Source organism: Pseudomonas sp. RL_5y_Pfl2_73, assembly GCF_963970515.1.
In the GTDB taxonomy this organism is placed as follows: Bacteria; Pseudomonadota; Gammaproteobacteria; order Pseudomonadales; family Pseudomonadaceae; genus Aquipseudomonas.
Window position 1 is genome coordinate 1 of the sequence record NZ_CAXAPD010000002.1, and the last position, 14,603, is coordinate 14,603.

The window sequence follows — 14,603 nt, forward strand, 5'->3', positions numbered from 1 at the left end:
GACCAATGCTCATCACTGAGCAATAATCGGGGCATCGAAAGCTCGCATCGGTGTTGGGTCAGATCTTCAACGATGCGGGCTTTCTTTTTTATATCAATAGCTTAGATACAAACGGCAACAGCCCCTAGGAACCCGCTGAATTCAAGGCGCACAGCGCCCATAAAATTGCAGGCGCTTTTTGTGTTTGCGATGATGTTTTATGGTGGCTGTGCGTGGGACACCCTCGGGTGTGCCGGGTGCCTTGACTCCCGGTTCCTAGCCCACGTACGGCCGCCACCCGAATCTAGGAAAGGATGGCGGCGGTTTCTCAAGTCAAGGAGTGAATCTATGCGAAACGTAATTCCATCCTAGTACGTTTGAGAATGGGAGCCGCGAGACTCCCACCTAACGACAGAACAAAAAGCCCCGGTGTTTTTCACAGCGGGGCTTTTTGTATCTTGGCCGCCCACTTGTGTCGTTCATTGCTCGGTCCCCGGTAAATGCCCCAACGGCAGCGCCCCCGGCGTCTTCACCGTATGAATCGCAAAGTTGCTGCGGATATCACTCACACCCGGCAGTTTCAGCAGCCGCCCAGTGAGAAAACGATCGTAAGCCCGCAAATCCGGCACCACCACTTGCAACAGAAAATCCGATTCGCCTGAAACCAGAAACGCCGAGATCACTTCCGGCAACGCCGTGACGGCCTGGCGAAACACTTCGGCTTGTTCGTCGTTGTGCCGTTCAACCTTCACGCCGACAAATATCGTTAATCCGAGGCCCACTTCATCGCGGTCCAGGACGGCTTGGTAACCGCGAATGACACCGGCTTCTTCGAGTATTCGCACGCGGCGCAGGCAGGGTGACGGGGACAGGCCGATTTCTTCGGCCAGTTGCACATTGCTCAGGCGGCCATCGCGTTGCAGCGCGGCGAGGATTTTGCGGTCAAAGGCATCCAGTTTCATTAATTGGCAGTTTCCAATGGAATGACGCGAATAGCTGGCAGGTTATGCCAATTGGCGCAGCTTTAGAAGCCGACTTCGCAACCACCTGCCCTGCCCCTGCGCCATAGACTTGGCACTTGCGAATCGTCGATGAAGGGGTGTGGCATGGCAGAGCTCTGGTTGTTCCTGATGGCCTTGATGGTGGTCTACGTATTGCCCGGGCCGGACATGATTCTGCTGCTACAAACCGGGGCCCGTCAGGGCAGGGGCGCGGCGCTAGCGACGGCGGTGGGCCTGGGGATTGCTCGGGGGTGTCATGTTGCATTGGCGGCGCTGGGGCTTTCGGCCTTGTTCAAGACCGCGCCGTGGACGTTCGACATCGTGCGTCTGGCCGGTGCTGCTTACTTGTTATGGATCGGTTTTCAATGCCTGCGGACCACCTTGTTGCCGAGTTTTGAAGCTGCCGCAATCGAGGTCGGGAAACGGCGTTGCTACCAGGCGATTCGGCGTGGGCTGCTGACCAATCTGCTCAATCCCAAAGCCTTGCTGTTTTGCTCGGTGTTATTGCCGCAGTTCATCGATCCACGGGGCGGGCCGGGGCTGGGGCAATTCGTGACCCTGGGCGTGATGCTGGTCGGCGTCGGCCTGCTATTCGATAGCGCCTACGCGTTGGTGGGTGTCGCACTCGGTCGCTGGCTTCAGCGTTCGCCTTCGGCCCAGCGCGTGCAGCAGTGGTTATTTGGCAGTCTTCTGATTGGTTTTGCGGTACGGCTGACGTTTGTGCAGCAGTCATAGGACCTGGGGATAGGCTGATCGGACTCACAGATGGGAGCCCGGCAAATCGTACCGAAAAAACTGATGGCTGCTTCACAGCCCAGCGGAAGTCGGGCTCGCTCACGAATGCGTCGGGGCAGCTTGCGATGATGTTGACTGTGCCGACGCCATCGCGAGCAGGCTCGCTCCCACATTTTTTCCGAGTTGCTCTCAGGGATCGCATTCACCACAAATCCCCTGTGGGAGCGGGCTTGCTCGCGAAAGCGGTGTGTCATTTAACATTGATCCTGGCTGACCCGACGCATTCGCGAGCAAGCCCACAGGTTCCCGTTTCGCTTCTTAACTGACTGGCATTAGTCCCAAGTGGTCGGCATTTTTCAGCAGCAGCTAAACATCCAGGCTGCTGCGCCCCCCAGCGGGAGCAAGTTCCCTCGCCACACAAGCAATACGTCCGGCTTCACATCCCGAAATAAACCCGCCCCACCCCGCTGCCGTCCTTGTGCGACGCCGCTTCTAGACTTCGTTGCGATGACTGCGCATACCTCCCGAGGTTGCCTTCGGCGGTTATAGTGTTGATCACTCACCTCCAGTAGGTATAGTACCCACCAAGCACTCCACACGGAAGTGTTGTGAATAGCCGATTTTTGATAAGCCAGATCATTGCAGACGGTTGGTATCTGGTACGAGTTCGGGGCAGCCACCATCACTTCAAGCACCCGACCAAGCCGGGGCTGGTCACGGTTCCTCATCCGAAGAAGGACCTGCTCAAGAAAACGGCCATCAGTATTTTGCAACAGGCGCTGCTTCAGCCGGCCCGTTGCGCGACGTTCGTGGAGGACGATGAATATGCTTTACCCGATTGCGATTTCCATGGGCGATGACAAGCACGCCTGGGGGGTTGAAGTGCCGGATATTCCCGGATGTTTTTCCGCAGGCGACGACCTGGACGAGGCCATGGCGATGGCGCGTGAGGCCATTGAGGGGCATTTCGAGATTCTGGCTGAGGACGGCTCGCCGATTCCGCCGGCCAACACCGTCACCCTACACGCCGCCAATGCGCAATATGCCGGCTGCACCTGGGCGCTGGTGGACATTGATGTGACCAAGTACCTGGGCAAGGCGCAGAAACTCAACATCACGTTGCCCGGCTACCTGCTCAACCGAATCGATGAATATGTGTTGCACCATCCTGAAGAGAAGAGCCGTTCCGGCTTCCTCGCTTCGGCAGCGCTCAAGGTGTTGCAGCAAGGGCGGTGACCATCAATGCTGGAGAAAGAACTTGTGGGAGCGAGCCTGCTCGCGATAGCGGTGTGTCAACACCCTTGATGTTGCTGACCCAACGCCATCGCGAGCAGGCTCGCTCCCACAGGGTTTTGCGACAGCCCATTGGAGGGGTTGCGGGCGGCGGTCTATTTCTTTTCCGCTCCCGACTCTTGCATCTGCACCGAGGACTTAGTGCCATCGGTGTTGTCCTTGGTCTCGTTACCCGAATTGTCGAAGCAGCCTTGCAGGGCGAACAAACAGCAGGCAAGGCAAACAGTGCGTGCGAGGTTCATGGTGGACTCCGAAGCTGAGGGCCTTAAGGAGTGACCCGCCAACATGGCAATTGGTTGCGATGATTTTCAGGCTGCACGAAAAACCTTGCCGAACAGCGGCGCCTGAAAATGTAAGCAGAATTTTCATCAATTCATTGCTGTCACAAAGGACAGGTGCATCCATAAGGAACACAGCAATGACCTTCGCAAAAATCGCTCAAAAACTGGCCCTTTGGGCGGGGAGCCCCAAGACGTTTCTGGGGGCCATCGTGTTGTTGGCACTCTGGGCCCTCAGCGGGCCTTTTTTCCAGTTCAATGACACGTGGCAACTGATCGTCAACACATCAACAACGATCATTACCTTCCTGATGGTATTCCTGATTCAAAACACGCAGAACCGCGATACCGACATCTTGCACCTCAAGGTCGATGAGTTATTACGAGCGACCAAGGAGGCACAGAATGCAATGCTCGGCCTTGAGTCGCTGGACCTAAAGCAACTGGAGGCGTTGAGAAAGCATTACCAGGCCATGGGCCAGGGCGAAGCCAAGAGTCTTGAAGGGTTGGACGAAAAGAACAAAGTAGACCTGAACCAGTGCTGACGCAGATGCGCTGGAGGGTTCTCCTTTTGGCGGGCAAAAATCAGCCGGGACGCGAACGTCCCGGCCGTGAGTACAAAAACACAGCAGATCAGCGGCTGGCCTGCAGCGCCCTGGCCATTTCGAGATGGGTCTGCAGTTTAGGCAGGGTTTCATCGGCGAAGGCCTTGATCTCAGGCACTTCGGTGGTCTGGGCCTGCTGCTGGATCTGCGCGATGGCCTCTTCGGTGGCCTTGACCTGGCTGGCGGCATACGCAGCTTCGAACGACTCGCCTTCCTTTACCTGCGGCATCAGGGCCTTGGCCTTGTCCGCCACCTCCTCCCGGGGGGCGACAGGCAGGTCGAGCTTCTTGGCGATCTTCGCCAGGTGTTGATTGGCCGTGGTGCGGTCGTTGATGACCATGATGGTGTAATCCTTGACCTCCCTGGATTCGGCCTTCCCATGGGCCATACGACTGGCCTCGATGTCGGCCATGCCTTTGGCTGAAGCATCGTTGATGAATTCGGCAGGCGATTGGGCCCAGGCACTGCTGGCACCCAGGCCCATCAACACGATGAGACTGGTGGTGCGAAAAAAGCTGGCCATACGACTCATGGTAGCGCCCTCCTCTGATGAAAGTTCTGGTGGGTTATCCACCGTTGAATCAGAACCCACCATGAATTCAGCGATACGTGCGACCCGGCTTCCGGCCAATTTCGGCTTTCGGCGGGCTTTTATCGACGGTCGTGATGGTGGTTCTCCCACTTTTGCGACCCGATTCGGACACCTTCGTTCGATCATGAGCAATGTTTATCGGATAAATACCGCTTGAACCGGGCATGGTCCAACCCTCCCTATTCGTGAATGCAGGGCGCGCAGAGCCCTTCTTATATTCGAATTGGATACGAGATGAAGGTTTGAGAAAGGTACTTGTGCCACGACGAACGGTCGCACCCTATCAGATGCCGAACGTCCTGTGATTGTGGCGTTTGGCGGCATACATCGCCTCGTCGGCGTGGCGAAACAGGGCGACATCTTCAGTGCCATGGTCCGGGAAACAGGCCACGCCGATGCTCGGTTCGATGCTCAGGCAGTGCCCTTCCAGACGTAGCGGCTGGACCAGTGCATGGCGGATTTTTTCCTGCACGCTTTGGGCATCCTCCAAGGCCTGGATGCTGTGCAGCAGCACCACGAACTCGTCCCCGCCAATGCGCGCCACGGTGTCGGTGTCGCGGATACATCCCTTGAGACGCTTGGCCACCGCTTGTAACAGCATGTCGCCAACCCCGTGGCCATAGGTGTCGTTGACCTGCTTGAAGCGGTCAAGGTCGATGTACAACAAGGCCATGCGCCCGGACGCAGCGCGAGCGGCCGCCAGTGCGCACTTGAACCGCTCACGGAGCAATTCACGGTTGGGTACCTGGGTCAACTGATCGTACTGAGCCATGTGCTGCAACCGGGCATGCAACTGCTTGCGCTCGATGGCAATGGTGATCTGTGCGCAGACGTATTGCAGCAGTTCCTTGTCCTGCTCGGTATAGCGCTCGGTGTCTGGCGCGCTCTTGACGATCAGCGCGCCAATCGTGCCACTCTGCGAGTTCAGCGGCACACCCAGCCAGCACGGCGCGTCTGGCTGCGCCACAAGGTCGTCGAACTCCGGCGGCAACTGGCTGCAACCGGGCGTCAGGAGGATTGACTGGCCACTGCGAATCACCTCGGCGCACAAACGCGCGGTGACCGTGCCCGGTAATTCGGGCTGCCCTTCCCGGTCGTTGACGTGATAGGGGAAGTTAAGTTGCGAACATTGTTCGTCACACAACGCCACCGAAAAATTCAGCGCCGGCAGCCACTCGCCAATAATCAGGTGGATGCGCTCGAACAGCGCCAGCAGGTCCGCCGCAGCATGGGCCGCCTCGGAAATCGCATATAACGCGGCCTGTCGGGACTCAGCCTGCTTGCGTTCGGTGATGTCCCGGGCCACGGCAATGCGCAGTTGGTCCACCGGCGACCAGCGCGCCGACCACAGGATGTGCACCACCCGCCCGTCCTTGCGCAGGTAACGGTTCTCGAAATTGAGCTTGGGCTCGCCGTCCATGATCTCCCGCGCCGCCTCGAGGGTTCGCTGGCGGTCGGCAGGGTGCACCAGATCGATCATCGGCAGGCCGATCAGTTCCTGCGGCGTGTAGCCAAAGATCTGTTCGCAGGCAGCGCTGACAAATACGAAACGCCCTTGGCCGTCGACGGCACACACGGCGTCCAGCAGAAGGTCGATGTAGCTGGCCAGCGGCGCGGAACTTCGAGTTTCCATGGGGCTGGTGGTTATCCGGATAATGCTGCGGTGAGCGGAGCGGGTGATCGTCAGTTCGTAATGCTGACATAGCATCCAAGACTAACGCGCCCCCACGATACGATGAGAATAGCGCAGGCGATCAGACTGTAGAGGATGAGCCTCGTTATCGGGCGAACATTCACACATACAATGGAGACCAACGGGACTGGCGGCACTTCAAGGACGACGTAGGATGTTGTATTACAAATCACTACATCGAGATCATCATATCCGTCATGTCATTGCGCTTGCCCGATGAAGTCGCCGAAACCCGGCGGTATTGGCCAAGGCTACCGGCGCAGCAAGTCATTCCTGGCCGTCGATGCGCTACGCGGATACCTGGCCCGTGAAGCCTGGCAGATCAAGGAAATCCAGGAAGCCTTGCATGAGGCCGATGCAGCTGATTTCGCCAGCAACCAGGGGGTAAACGCGGTTGCAAACCCTGCGGCTGTTCGACACACGACGATGACCGCCCAACGCCTGATAGGCCAGTCACTCGACTCGATACAGCCCCATCACGGCGCCGAAAAAAACGCCATGCCGGCATACGGTGCCTGCCGACAGGCCTTCAACCGAGACGCCAGGTCACCCACATGGACTTCGAGTTTGTGCCCGTCCGGGTCGAGAAAGTAGAACGAATCACCCTCGCTGCGATTGTCTCGCCACGATGACACCTGGGCTGCGTTCAGCCGCGCCACCAGTAGCGGGAAATCCCCGGCATTGATGCTGAAAGCGTAATGGGTGTAGTCCGCCGCCGGCACGGGCCTGCGCAACGGGCCGAAAGCCAGGCACACCCACAAACCTGGCAGCGACAAATAGGCCCCGCTGTCCCACTTGGCTTCGAGACGCAGCTGCAATAGCTCGCCATAAAAAACCACACTGCGATCCAGGTCGGTGACGGCAAGGGTCAGATGATTGAGGCCTGAGAGCATCAGCAAGCTACCTTCCAGAAAAGAGTGATAACCCCGCGGGCTTGGGGCAAATCCAGGGTGCTCCGAAGCTCCGACACCACTGATGGATTCCCCGTCCAAGGTCCTAGGCAAAGTCCTACGCAGAAATCTCCAGTGACACTCAAGCACGCCGGAAACAGCCGATTCAAAGCCCTGCACAACAATCTGTAAAGTCTGGAAACACACCGCTATCGAAACACCCCACGGACAGCACCACCCACCAAGGAATGTAATCGCACCATGAACCAGACTGCTCAAGCGCCCCATCACTTCACCCACTACCGCAAGGTGATTTCCCTCGCAGACCAGAACTGGCAGGGCACTGAAGCCGGAAAAATCTCAGGGCTGAATGTCGAGGTCAAGACACCCAATGTGCTGGTCGACCAATACGGTCGCACCTTTCATCATTTCTGTACCACGTCCTACCTGGGCCTGGACTATCACCCCGCGTTGCTGGACGGCGCCATGACTGCCCTGTGGGAAACCGGAACCCTGCGGGTCGCCAACTCAAGGAATCGCTGCAAGCTGTCGATCCTGGACCAGTACGAAACCCAATTGTCGGAGCTGTTCGGGGCCAGTTGCCTCAGTGCCCTGTCGTGCAGTGCGGCAAGCGCCGGAATCCTGCCGCTGCTGGCCAGCGGCGCGTTCACCAACCAGTGTTCGCCGGTCATGGTGTTCGACAAATACGCCCATTACTCGATGAACCACAGCAAGGCCGCCTGCGCCGATGAAACCCAAGTCATCACCTGTCCGCACAACGACATGGATTTCATCGAAGACCTGTGCAAACGCCAGCGCTGCGTGGCATACGTGGCCGACAGCGCCTACAGCATGGGCGGATTGGCGGACCTGGACAGCCTGATGTATCTCAAGCAGCGCTATGGCCTGTTTCTCTATCTGGACGATTCCCACGCGCTGTCGGCGGTCGGGGAGTTCGGCGCAGGCCTTGTCCGTTCGCGCATCCCAGCCGTGGACGAGCGCACCCTGATCGTTGCTTCATTGGCCAAGTCATTCGGCGCCAGTGGCGGGCTGGTCATGCTTGGCAGTGAACGGCACAAGGCGCTGGTGCAGCGTTACGGTGGGCCGAGCTATTGGTCCCAGAGCCTGAACGCAGCGGCCATCGGCGCTGGCATGGCGTCGATTCGCCTGCACCGCAGTCGAGAATTCAGCGCCCTGCAGGAGAGTTTGCAAGCTAATATCCGCTTCTTCGACAGCCTCGTGCGCACTGAACAGCGTGGCAATCCCATGGCAATCCGCATGCTGCCCTGCGGTGAAGCGGCCCTGGCCAACAGCCTGGCCGTCGAACTGGCCGAACTGGGATATTTCACTTCAGCGGTTTTTTTCCCCGTAGTGCCGCAAGGCAAGGCCGCCATTCGCATTACCCTGCGCGCCGACATGGAGCCGAACGTGATTCGCTCGTTTTGCGAAAAGATCACCGAACTGCTGCTGACCCACGGGCGTGACATCCGCCCTTGAGACAGGACGCTCGATGAAGAACCGTACAACCCTGATCGTCACCTGCACCACCGTTTTCCTGGCACAACTGGGCATGAGCATCTACTTGCCGGCCCTGCCCGATATCGCCCGGGACCTGGGCGCCGATGCGTCCCGGGTTTCCTGGGGCTTGTCGGTGTACCTGATCGGCATGGCGTTGCCCATGTTGCTGTGGGGCAGCCTGAGCCAGCGGCTGGGGCGCAAGCCGGTCTTGCTGGCGGCCTTGGGGCTGTACGGTTTGGGCAATCTGGCCCTGCCGCTGGGCACCACCGTGGAGGCGTTCCTGACGCTCAGGTTGATTCAGGGCATCGGCGCCAGCGGTATCTCAGTGATGGCGCGGGTATTGATTCGGGACAGTTTCAGCGGCGACCTGTTGGCCAAGGCGCTGTCATGGATATCGATCGCCTTTGTGATTGCCCTCGGTATCGGCCAGTACCTGGGCTCGCTGATCCAGGCCGCTTTTGGCTGGGAGGCGATTTTCTACGGTTTGGGCGCCGTCAGCCTGGCCATGGCAGCGGCGGTGTCCCGGGCCAGGTTCCCGGTGCTGGTGCAAGCCGGCAACGGGCAATCGGCATGTGGCATCTACGGGCACATTCTCCGGCAACGCGCGTTCCTGCTGCCGGCCTTGGCCGGTGGACTGGGTTACGGCGTGATCGTCGCCTTCAACACCGCCGCGCCGCTGATCCTGCAGGAGCGCTTCCACTGGTCGCCCATTGAATACGGCCTGCTGGGCTGGCCGGTCAGTGCCGCGTACTTGCTTGGGGCGCTGGTGGTGAACGCTTTTGTACTGCGTACTGGTCAACGGCGAATGATGGGCTGGGGCATCGCGCTGGTGTTGGGCGGGAGCACGACCATGCTGGCAGGCAGTCTCACCCTGAGCAGCATCGCGCTGCTTTTCTGGTTGCCGTATTGCTTTGCGGTGTTCGGCCAGTCGTTGAACTACCCCATCAGCTTGTCCCTGGCCAACGAAGGTTCACCGGTGGCCGGCGCTTATGCCATGGCATTGAGTGGGTTCCTGCACCAACTGATGGCCTCGGTGATCGGCGCCATGGCCAGCCTGTTGTTGAGTCAACAGGCTTGGCCACTGGCGGCGTTGTGCGCACTGCTAGGGGCGGCGGCGATGCTCTGTGTGAGGTTCGTGCCGCCCCGGGTTGCTTAGAACGCGCTGCGGAAAATCTCTTCGATCTGTCGTTGGTCCGCGGCCCGTGGGTTGGTCAGGCCACAGGCGTCTTTCAAGGCGTTGGCAGCCAGCACCGGGACGTCGTTGAGGCGTACGCCCAGGTCACGCAAACCGGTCGGAATGTCCACGTCCAGGGCCAGTTTGCGGATCGCCGCGATGGCGTCCCGGGCCCCCTCTTCCGGACTGAAGCCGCGCGTATCTGCGCCCATGGCATGGGCCACATCGGTCAGGCGAACGGCGCACACCGACGCGTTGAAGCTCTGCACATGAGGTAACAGCACCGCGTTGCACACACCGTGAGGCAGGTCATAGAAACCACCCAGTTGATGCGCCATCGCGTGCACAAACCCTAGCGACGCATTGTTGAACGCCATCCCCGCGAGGAACTGCGCGTAGGCCATATTCTCCCGCGCGGTCAGGTCATTGCCGTCACGCACGGCCAGGCGCAGGTTGTTGCTGATCAGGGTGATGGCCTTCAGGGCGCAGGCATCGGTGATGGGATTGGCGGCAGTGGAGACATAAGCCTCGATCGCGTGGGTCAGTGCATCCATGCCGGTGGCGGCCGTCAGGCCCTTGGGCATCGCCACCATCAGCGCGGGGTCGTTCACCGACATCAATGGGGTCACGTTGCGATCGACAATCGCCATTTTCACGTGGCGTGTCTCGTCGGTGATGATGCAAAAACGGGTCATTTCGCTGGCGGTACCCGCCGTGGTGTTGATGGCGATCAGCGGCAACTGCGGCTTGCTCGAACGGTCGACGCCTTCATAGTCGCGAATCTGCCCGCCGTTGGTGGCGCACAGGGCGATGCCCTTGGCGCAATCGTGGGGTGAACCGCCGCCCAGCGACACGACGAAATCACACTGGCTCTCCTTCAGCAACCCCAGCCCGAGCTCGACATTGGCGATACTTGGGTTGGGCTTGGCGCCGTCGAAAATCACCGAGTCGACGTCTTGTATCGCCAACAACTCAGCCACCTTGGTGGCGACGCCGGCCTTGGCCAGCCCCGCATCGGTGACAATCAGGGCTTTGCGAAAGCCGTAGTTGCGAATAGCGGTCATCGCTTCATCGAGGCAGCCCAGCCCCATGATGTTCACGGCGGGAATGAAAAAAGTGCTGCTCATGGGGTCACGCTCCTGGTTGAGGCCGGATCGGCAGGGCCTACAGAATGACCGAGTAGTCATGACGTATCTTGATCTGGCTCAAGACTGGGTCGTGATAAAGTCGCGCCCTGCCTTTGCCACGTTTTGAGATGATCCTTGCGATGACCGATTTCCAGGAATACGACACCCGGCTCGAAGACTGGGAGGCCTTGCGCGCCGACACCGCCTTCAGCGGCCTGCTGGTGGGCAATGGAGCCAGCCGCGCAGTGTGGGATGATTTCGGCTATGACTCGCTGTTCGAAAATGCCCGCACCGTCGAGGAAAAACCCCTGAGCCCGTCGGAGCTGAGCGTGTTCGACGCGATGCAGACGCGCAGTTTCGAACAGGTGCTCGCGGCGCTGAAAACCACCAGTCGAGTGAACAAGGCCCTGGCCGTCAGCTCCGCCGCGCCGCGCAATCGCTACTACGCGATCAAGGAAGCACTGATCAACACCGTGCATGCGGTGCACATGCCATGGCGCCTGGTGCAACCATCGACCCTGGCGACGCTCAACCAGGAGCTGAGCCACTACCACACGGTGTTCACCACCAACTACGACCTGCTCAACTACTGGGCGATCCAGCAGGCGCCCGAGACCATCAGCGACCTGTTCTTCGGTGAAAACCACAGTTTCGACCTGAGCCAGGCGACCACGGACAAACCACGCCTGCTATATCTGCACGGCGGCCTGCACCTGGTACGCAACCAGGACGGCACGGCGCGCAAACTCACGTCCACCGAAGGCACCTTGCTGGGCAGTTTCGCCATCAACAACACGATCAAGACCCTCGACGACGTACCGTTGTTCGTCAATGAAGGCCCGAGCCAGGACAAGCTCAAGACCATCCGCAGCAGCGATTACCTATCGTTCTGCTACGACCAGTTGCTGCAGCAGGGCGACAACCTGTGCCTGTTCGGCCATGCCCTGGGCGAGCAGGACAACCACATCGTGCAAGCCCTGCGCCTGGCCGCACCGAAAACCGTAGCGATTTCGATCTACCCCCGTAGCCAGGCGTTCATCCAGCATCAGAAGCGGCATTACGCCAAAGTCTTCCAGGGGCTGGAGGTGCAATTACGCTTCTTCGATGCCAAGAGCCACCCACTGGGCGATCCGAAATTGTCGGTGCCGGTGGAGGTTTAAAGGCCAGGTAAAAACGTGTGGAGGGGGATGTATGTGTGGGAGCAAAGCTTGCTGCCACACATAAATCCCCCTCCACAGGCTAGGCGCCCTTATTGCTGCCCTGTCAGAGCGCAGCCACCGTCTTGTCCTTGATGACCGTCGTCGGTCCGTTGGCCTTGACGCTGGCAATGCCTTTGTCCCTGGCCGCGTCCGATGAATAAGCCTCACTGCTGCCAATCACTTCATGGTTGGCCGCCTTGAGGTTGAAGTACGGATGGCCATCCTTGGTGTTCTTAAGTTCATAGCGCTCGGTCAACGGACTGTTTTTCTGCACCGACGCAATGCCACCGTCGACACCGCTGCGGGTGGTGTACAACTCACTGGTCAAGATTGTCTCGGCGTTGGCCGCTTTGAGTACAAACCGAAACTGGCCGCTGCTGCTTTTGCTGATTTCGTACCATCCAGACATGATTTTTCTCCTGGCAATAGAAGACAAGCCCCGAGAGCAAAGACCCAGCGCACTTGCCCTGCCAGTCCGCTGTGCCGCGCCATTACAACGTGATGGCCGTGCCCAGCAGCGTCAGGAACCCCGCCAGCCAGTTTGGATGCGCGGGCCACGCCGGTGCCGTTGCGAGATTGCCCTGGACATGGCCTTCGGTCACGGGGATGTCGATATAGGTCCCGCCCGCCAGCCGTACTTCTGGGGCACACGCCGGGTAGGCGCTGCATTCACGTCCTTCGAGGATCCCCGCCGCCGCCAGCAACTGCGCACCGTGGCACACCGCGGCAATCGGCTTGCCCGCCAGGTCGAAATCACGCACCAGTTGCAGGACGGTTTCATTCAGGCGCAGGTATTCCGGCGCTCGCCCTCCCGGCAGCAGTAGCGCGTCGTAGTCGGCGGCCTGGACGTTGGCGAAGTCATGGTTAAGGGCAAACAAGTGCCCCGGCTTTTCACTGTAGGTCTGGTCGCCTTCAAAATCGTGGATCGCCGTGCGCACCGTCTGCCCCGCGGTTTTGTCCGGGCACACGGCGTGCACGGTGTGGCCGATCATCTGCAGGGCCTGGAACGGCACCATGACTTCATAATCTTCGACGTAATCGCCGACCAGCATGAGGATTTTCTTGGCGGCCATGGGAAGAGCTCCTTTGGGATGCGTGAGTGGTTAACGCATTAAAGGTAGCCCGGAGTGTTGGCAGGCGGGGGATAACCGCTCATTACCTGACGGGATGCACCTCTGCCCTTGCGGGAACGGGTCCTGTGGGAGCACCAGCCTCAGGCAAGGTAACCATCGGCCCGCAGCAGCGTTTCGAGGCAGTGCTCGGTAACGTGGTAGAAGGCCTTGAGTTCCTGAATCTTGGCCAGCAGCTCGGTGGGGTCCGCAGGCTCGGCGCGTTTGACGGCCAGGATCATCTTGTTCTTGTTGGTGTGGTCCAGGGAGATGAACTCGAAGACCTTGGTCTCGTAGCCGCATGCTTCCAGGAACAACGCCCGCAGGCTGTCGGTGACCATTTCCGCCTGCTGGCCAAGGTGCAGGCCGTATTGCAACATCGGCTTGAGCAAGGCCGGGCTCTGGATCTGCAAGCGGATCTGCTTGTGGCAGCACGGCGAGCACATGATGATCGAAGCGCCCGAGCGAATGCCCATGTGGATCGCGTAGTCGGTGGCGATGTCGCAGGCGTGCAAGGCGATCATCACATCCACCGCGCTCGGCGCCACGCTGCGCACGTCACCGTGCTGGAAGCTCAAGCCCGGGTGTTCCAGCCGCGCGGCGGCTTCGTTGCACAGCTTGACCATGTCTTCGCGCAGCTCGACACCGGTCACCACGCCTTCGGCCTGCAAGGTGTTGCGCAGGTAATCGTGGATGGCAAACGTCAGGTAACCTTTGCCCGAACCGAAATCCGAGACCCGCACCGGTTTGTCCAGGGCCAGCGGCGAAGACGTCAGCGCATGGCTGAAGACCTCGATGAACTTGTTGATCTGCTTCCACTTGCGCGACATCGCCGGAATCAGCTCGTGCTTGTGGTTGGTCACGCCCAGGTCGGCCAAAAATGGCCGGCTCAGGTCGAGGAAGCGATTTTTCTCACGGTTGTGCTCGGCAGATGGCACTTCCCGCAGTTGCTGGGGCTTGCTCTTGAACAGCGAGCTCTTACCCTTCTTGCTGTACTCCAACTGCGCCTCGTCGGTGACCGCCAGCAAATGCGCGTTTTTGAACGATGCCGGCAACAGTGCAGCAATGGTTTCCACACCTTCGGCCAGCGGAAAATTCTTGGTGATGTCGCGGGTCTTGTAGCGGTAGACGAAGGACAGGTACGGCTGGTCCTTGACCGTCAGCTGCTTGATGATCAGCCGCTGGAGGTCCGCTTCTTCACCCACGTACTTGGCCAGCACCAGCTTGATGAAGCCGTTCTGCTCAAGGCTGGTGCGCAGCAGCTCGATGAACTGGGCGTGATGATCCGGCGCGGGACGGACGGGCGTTGCGATGGCGGACATGAAAAAACGGCCTCGGGCGGGGCGAATCGGGAATGGCGGTATTTTAGGGGGGATGGGCAGCGAGGGCACGGAAAAGTTCGTGTGACGA

Annotated in this window: 15 protein-coding genes and 2 pseudogenes; 8 read left to right on the plus strand and 9 right to left on the minus strand. The window is 59.6% G+C overall.

All coding sequences use genetic code 11. The features are described from left to right. Positions 1–458 precede the first annotated feature (458 nt). Entirely contained in the window at positions 459–941 is a 483-nt protein-coding gene (locus tag AACY42_RS01725; RefSeq protein WP_339475731.1) for an Lrp/AsnC family transcriptional regulator, read from the minus strand. A 144-nt stretch (positions 942–1,085) separates the two neighbouring features. Between AACY42_RS01725 and AACY42_RS01730 the strand changes: the two genes are divergently transcribed. The 3 genes and pseudogenes from AACY42_RS01730 (at position 1,086) to AACY42_RS01740 (ending at position 2,951) form a co-directional block, all read left to right on the plus strand. After that, positions 1,086–1,715 carry a LysE family translocator gene (locus AACY42_RS01730; RefSeq protein WP_339475733.1) on the plus strand — a complete coding sequence of 210 codons (630 nt, stop codon included), beginning with the start codon at positions 1,086–1,088 and terminating at the stop codon, positions 1,713–1,715. 608 nt (positions 1,716–2,323) lie between these two features. Further along, positions 2,324–2,500: pseudogene (locus AACY42_RS01735) on the plus strand (type II toxin-antitoxin system HicA family toxin); the annotation flags it as partial. Positions 2,501–2,540: 40 nt separating this feature from the next. Further along, positions 2,541–2,951 carry a type II toxin-antitoxin system HicB family antitoxin gene (locus tag AACY42_RS01740; protein WP_339476459.1) on the plus strand — a complete coding sequence of 137 codons (411 nt, stop codon included), beginning with the start codon at positions 2,541–2,543 and terminating at the stop codon, positions 2,949–2,951. 152 nt (positions 2,952–3,103) lie between these two features. Here the strand turns inward: AACY42_RS01740 and AACY42_RS01745 are convergent, their stop codons facing one another. Continuing rightward, on the minus strand, positions 3,104–3,250 hold the full coding sequence (locus AACY42_RS01745) for a hypothetical protein (protein ID WP_003198724.1): 147 nt from the start codon (positions 3,248–3,250) through the stop codon (positions 3,104–3,106). A gap of 176 nt (positions 3,251–3,426) precedes the next feature. Here AACY42_RS01745 and AACY42_RS01750 point away from each other — a divergent pair, with 176 nt between their 5' ends. Beyond that, the gene (locus AACY42_RS01750) at positions 3,427–3,831 is read left to right on the plus strand and encodes a low affinity iron permease family protein (protein WP_339475736.1); all 405 of its coding nucleotides are present in this window, start codon (positions 3,427–3,429) and stop codon (positions 3,829–3,831) included. Positions 3,832–3,919: 88 nt separating this feature from the next. Here the strand turns inward: AACY42_RS01750 and AACY42_RS01755 are convergent, their stop codons facing one another. Together AACY42_RS01755 and AACY42_RS01760 are read right to left on the minus strand one after the other, a co-directional pair. Beyond that, positions 3,920–4,423: a DUF4142 domain-containing protein gene (locus AACY42_RS01755; RefSeq protein WP_339475739.1), complete on the minus strand. Its 504-nt coding sequence runs from the start codon at positions 4,421–4,423 to the stop codon at positions 3,920–3,922. Between the two features lie 343 nt (positions 4,424–4,766). Then, positions 4,767–6,116 (minus strand): sensor domain-containing protein, encoded by a 1,350-nt coding sequence (locus tag AACY42_RS01760; RefSeq protein ID WP_339475742.1) that lies wholly within the window; start codon positions 6,114–6,116, stop codon positions 4,767–4,769. A 248-nt stretch (positions 6,117–6,364) separates the two neighbouring features. Here AACY42_RS01760 and AACY42_RS01765 point away from each other — a divergent pair. Continuing rightward, positions 6,365–6,578 (plus strand): annotated as a pseudogene (locus AACY42_RS01765) (CopG family ribbon-helix-helix protein); the annotation flags it as partial. A gap of 74 nt (positions 6,579–6,652) precedes the next feature. Here AACY42_RS01765 and fos read toward each other — a convergent pair. Then, positions 6,653–7,069, minus strand: coding sequence for a fosfomycin resistance glutathione transferase (gene fos / locus AACY42_RS01770; protein WP_339476462.1), 417 nt, complete (start codon positions 7,067–7,069; stop codon positions 6,653–6,655). Positions 7,070–7,327: 258 nt separating this feature from the next. Between fos and AACY42_RS01775 the strand changes: the two genes are divergently transcribed. Both AACY42_RS01775 and AACY42_RS01780 read left to right on the plus strand, forming a co-directional pair. Then, positions 7,328–8,563 carry an aminotransferase class I/II-fold pyridoxal phosphate-dependent enzyme gene (locus AACY42_RS01775; RefSeq protein ID WP_339475745.1) on the plus strand — a complete coding sequence of 412 codons (1,236 nt, stop codon included), beginning with the start codon at positions 7,328–7,330 and terminating at the stop codon, positions 8,561–8,563. Between the two features lie 13 nt (positions 8,564–8,576). Beyond that, on the plus strand, positions 8,577–9,740 hold the full coding sequence (locus tag AACY42_RS01780; RefSeq protein ID WP_339475748.1) for an MFS transporter: 1,164 nt from the start codon (positions 8,577–8,579) through the stop codon (positions 9,738–9,740). Here the strand turns inward: AACY42_RS01780 and yiaY are convergent. Next, entirely contained in the window at positions 9,737–10,885 is a 1,149-nt protein-coding gene (yiaY, locus tag AACY42_RS01785) for an L-threonine dehydrogenase (protein ID WP_339475751.1), read from the minus strand. The two genes, AACY42_RS01780 and yiaY, sit on opposite strands and share 4 nt — an antisense overlap. A gap of 140 nt (positions 10,886–11,025) precedes the next feature. Between yiaY and AACY42_RS01790 the strand changes: the two genes are divergently transcribed. After that, entirely contained in the window at positions 11,026–12,045 is a 1,020-nt protein-coding gene (locus AACY42_RS01790; RefSeq protein WP_339475753.1) for a DUF4917 family protein, read from the plus strand. A 103-nt stretch (positions 12,046–12,148) separates the two neighbouring features. Here AACY42_RS01790 and AACY42_RS01795 read toward each other — a convergent pair whose 3' ends face one another. The 3 genes from AACY42_RS01795 to AACY42_RS01805 all read right to left on the minus strand — a co-directional run bounded on the left by AACY42_RS01795 (position 12,149) and on the right by AACY42_RS01805 (position 14,515). Next, positions 12,149–12,493, minus strand: coding sequence for a YegP family protein (locus AACY42_RS01795; protein WP_003198702.1), 345 nt, complete (start codon positions 12,491–12,493; stop codon positions 12,149–12,151). An 82-nt stretch (positions 12,494–12,575) separates the two neighbouring features. Beyond that, positions 12,576–13,157 carry a DJ-1/PfpI family protein gene (locus AACY42_RS01800; RefSeq protein ID WP_339475757.1) on the minus strand — a complete coding sequence of 194 codons (582 nt, stop codon included), beginning with the start codon at positions 13,155–13,157 and terminating at the stop codon, positions 12,576–12,578. Between the two features lie 140 nt (positions 13,158–13,297). Then, positions 13,298–14,515 carry a class I SAM-dependent methyltransferase gene (locus AACY42_RS01805; RefSeq protein ID WP_339475760.1) on the minus strand — a complete coding sequence of 406 codons (1,218 nt, stop codon included), beginning with the start codon at positions 14,513–14,515 and terminating at the stop codon, positions 13,298–13,300. Positions 14,516–14,603: the final 88 nt, after the last annotated feature.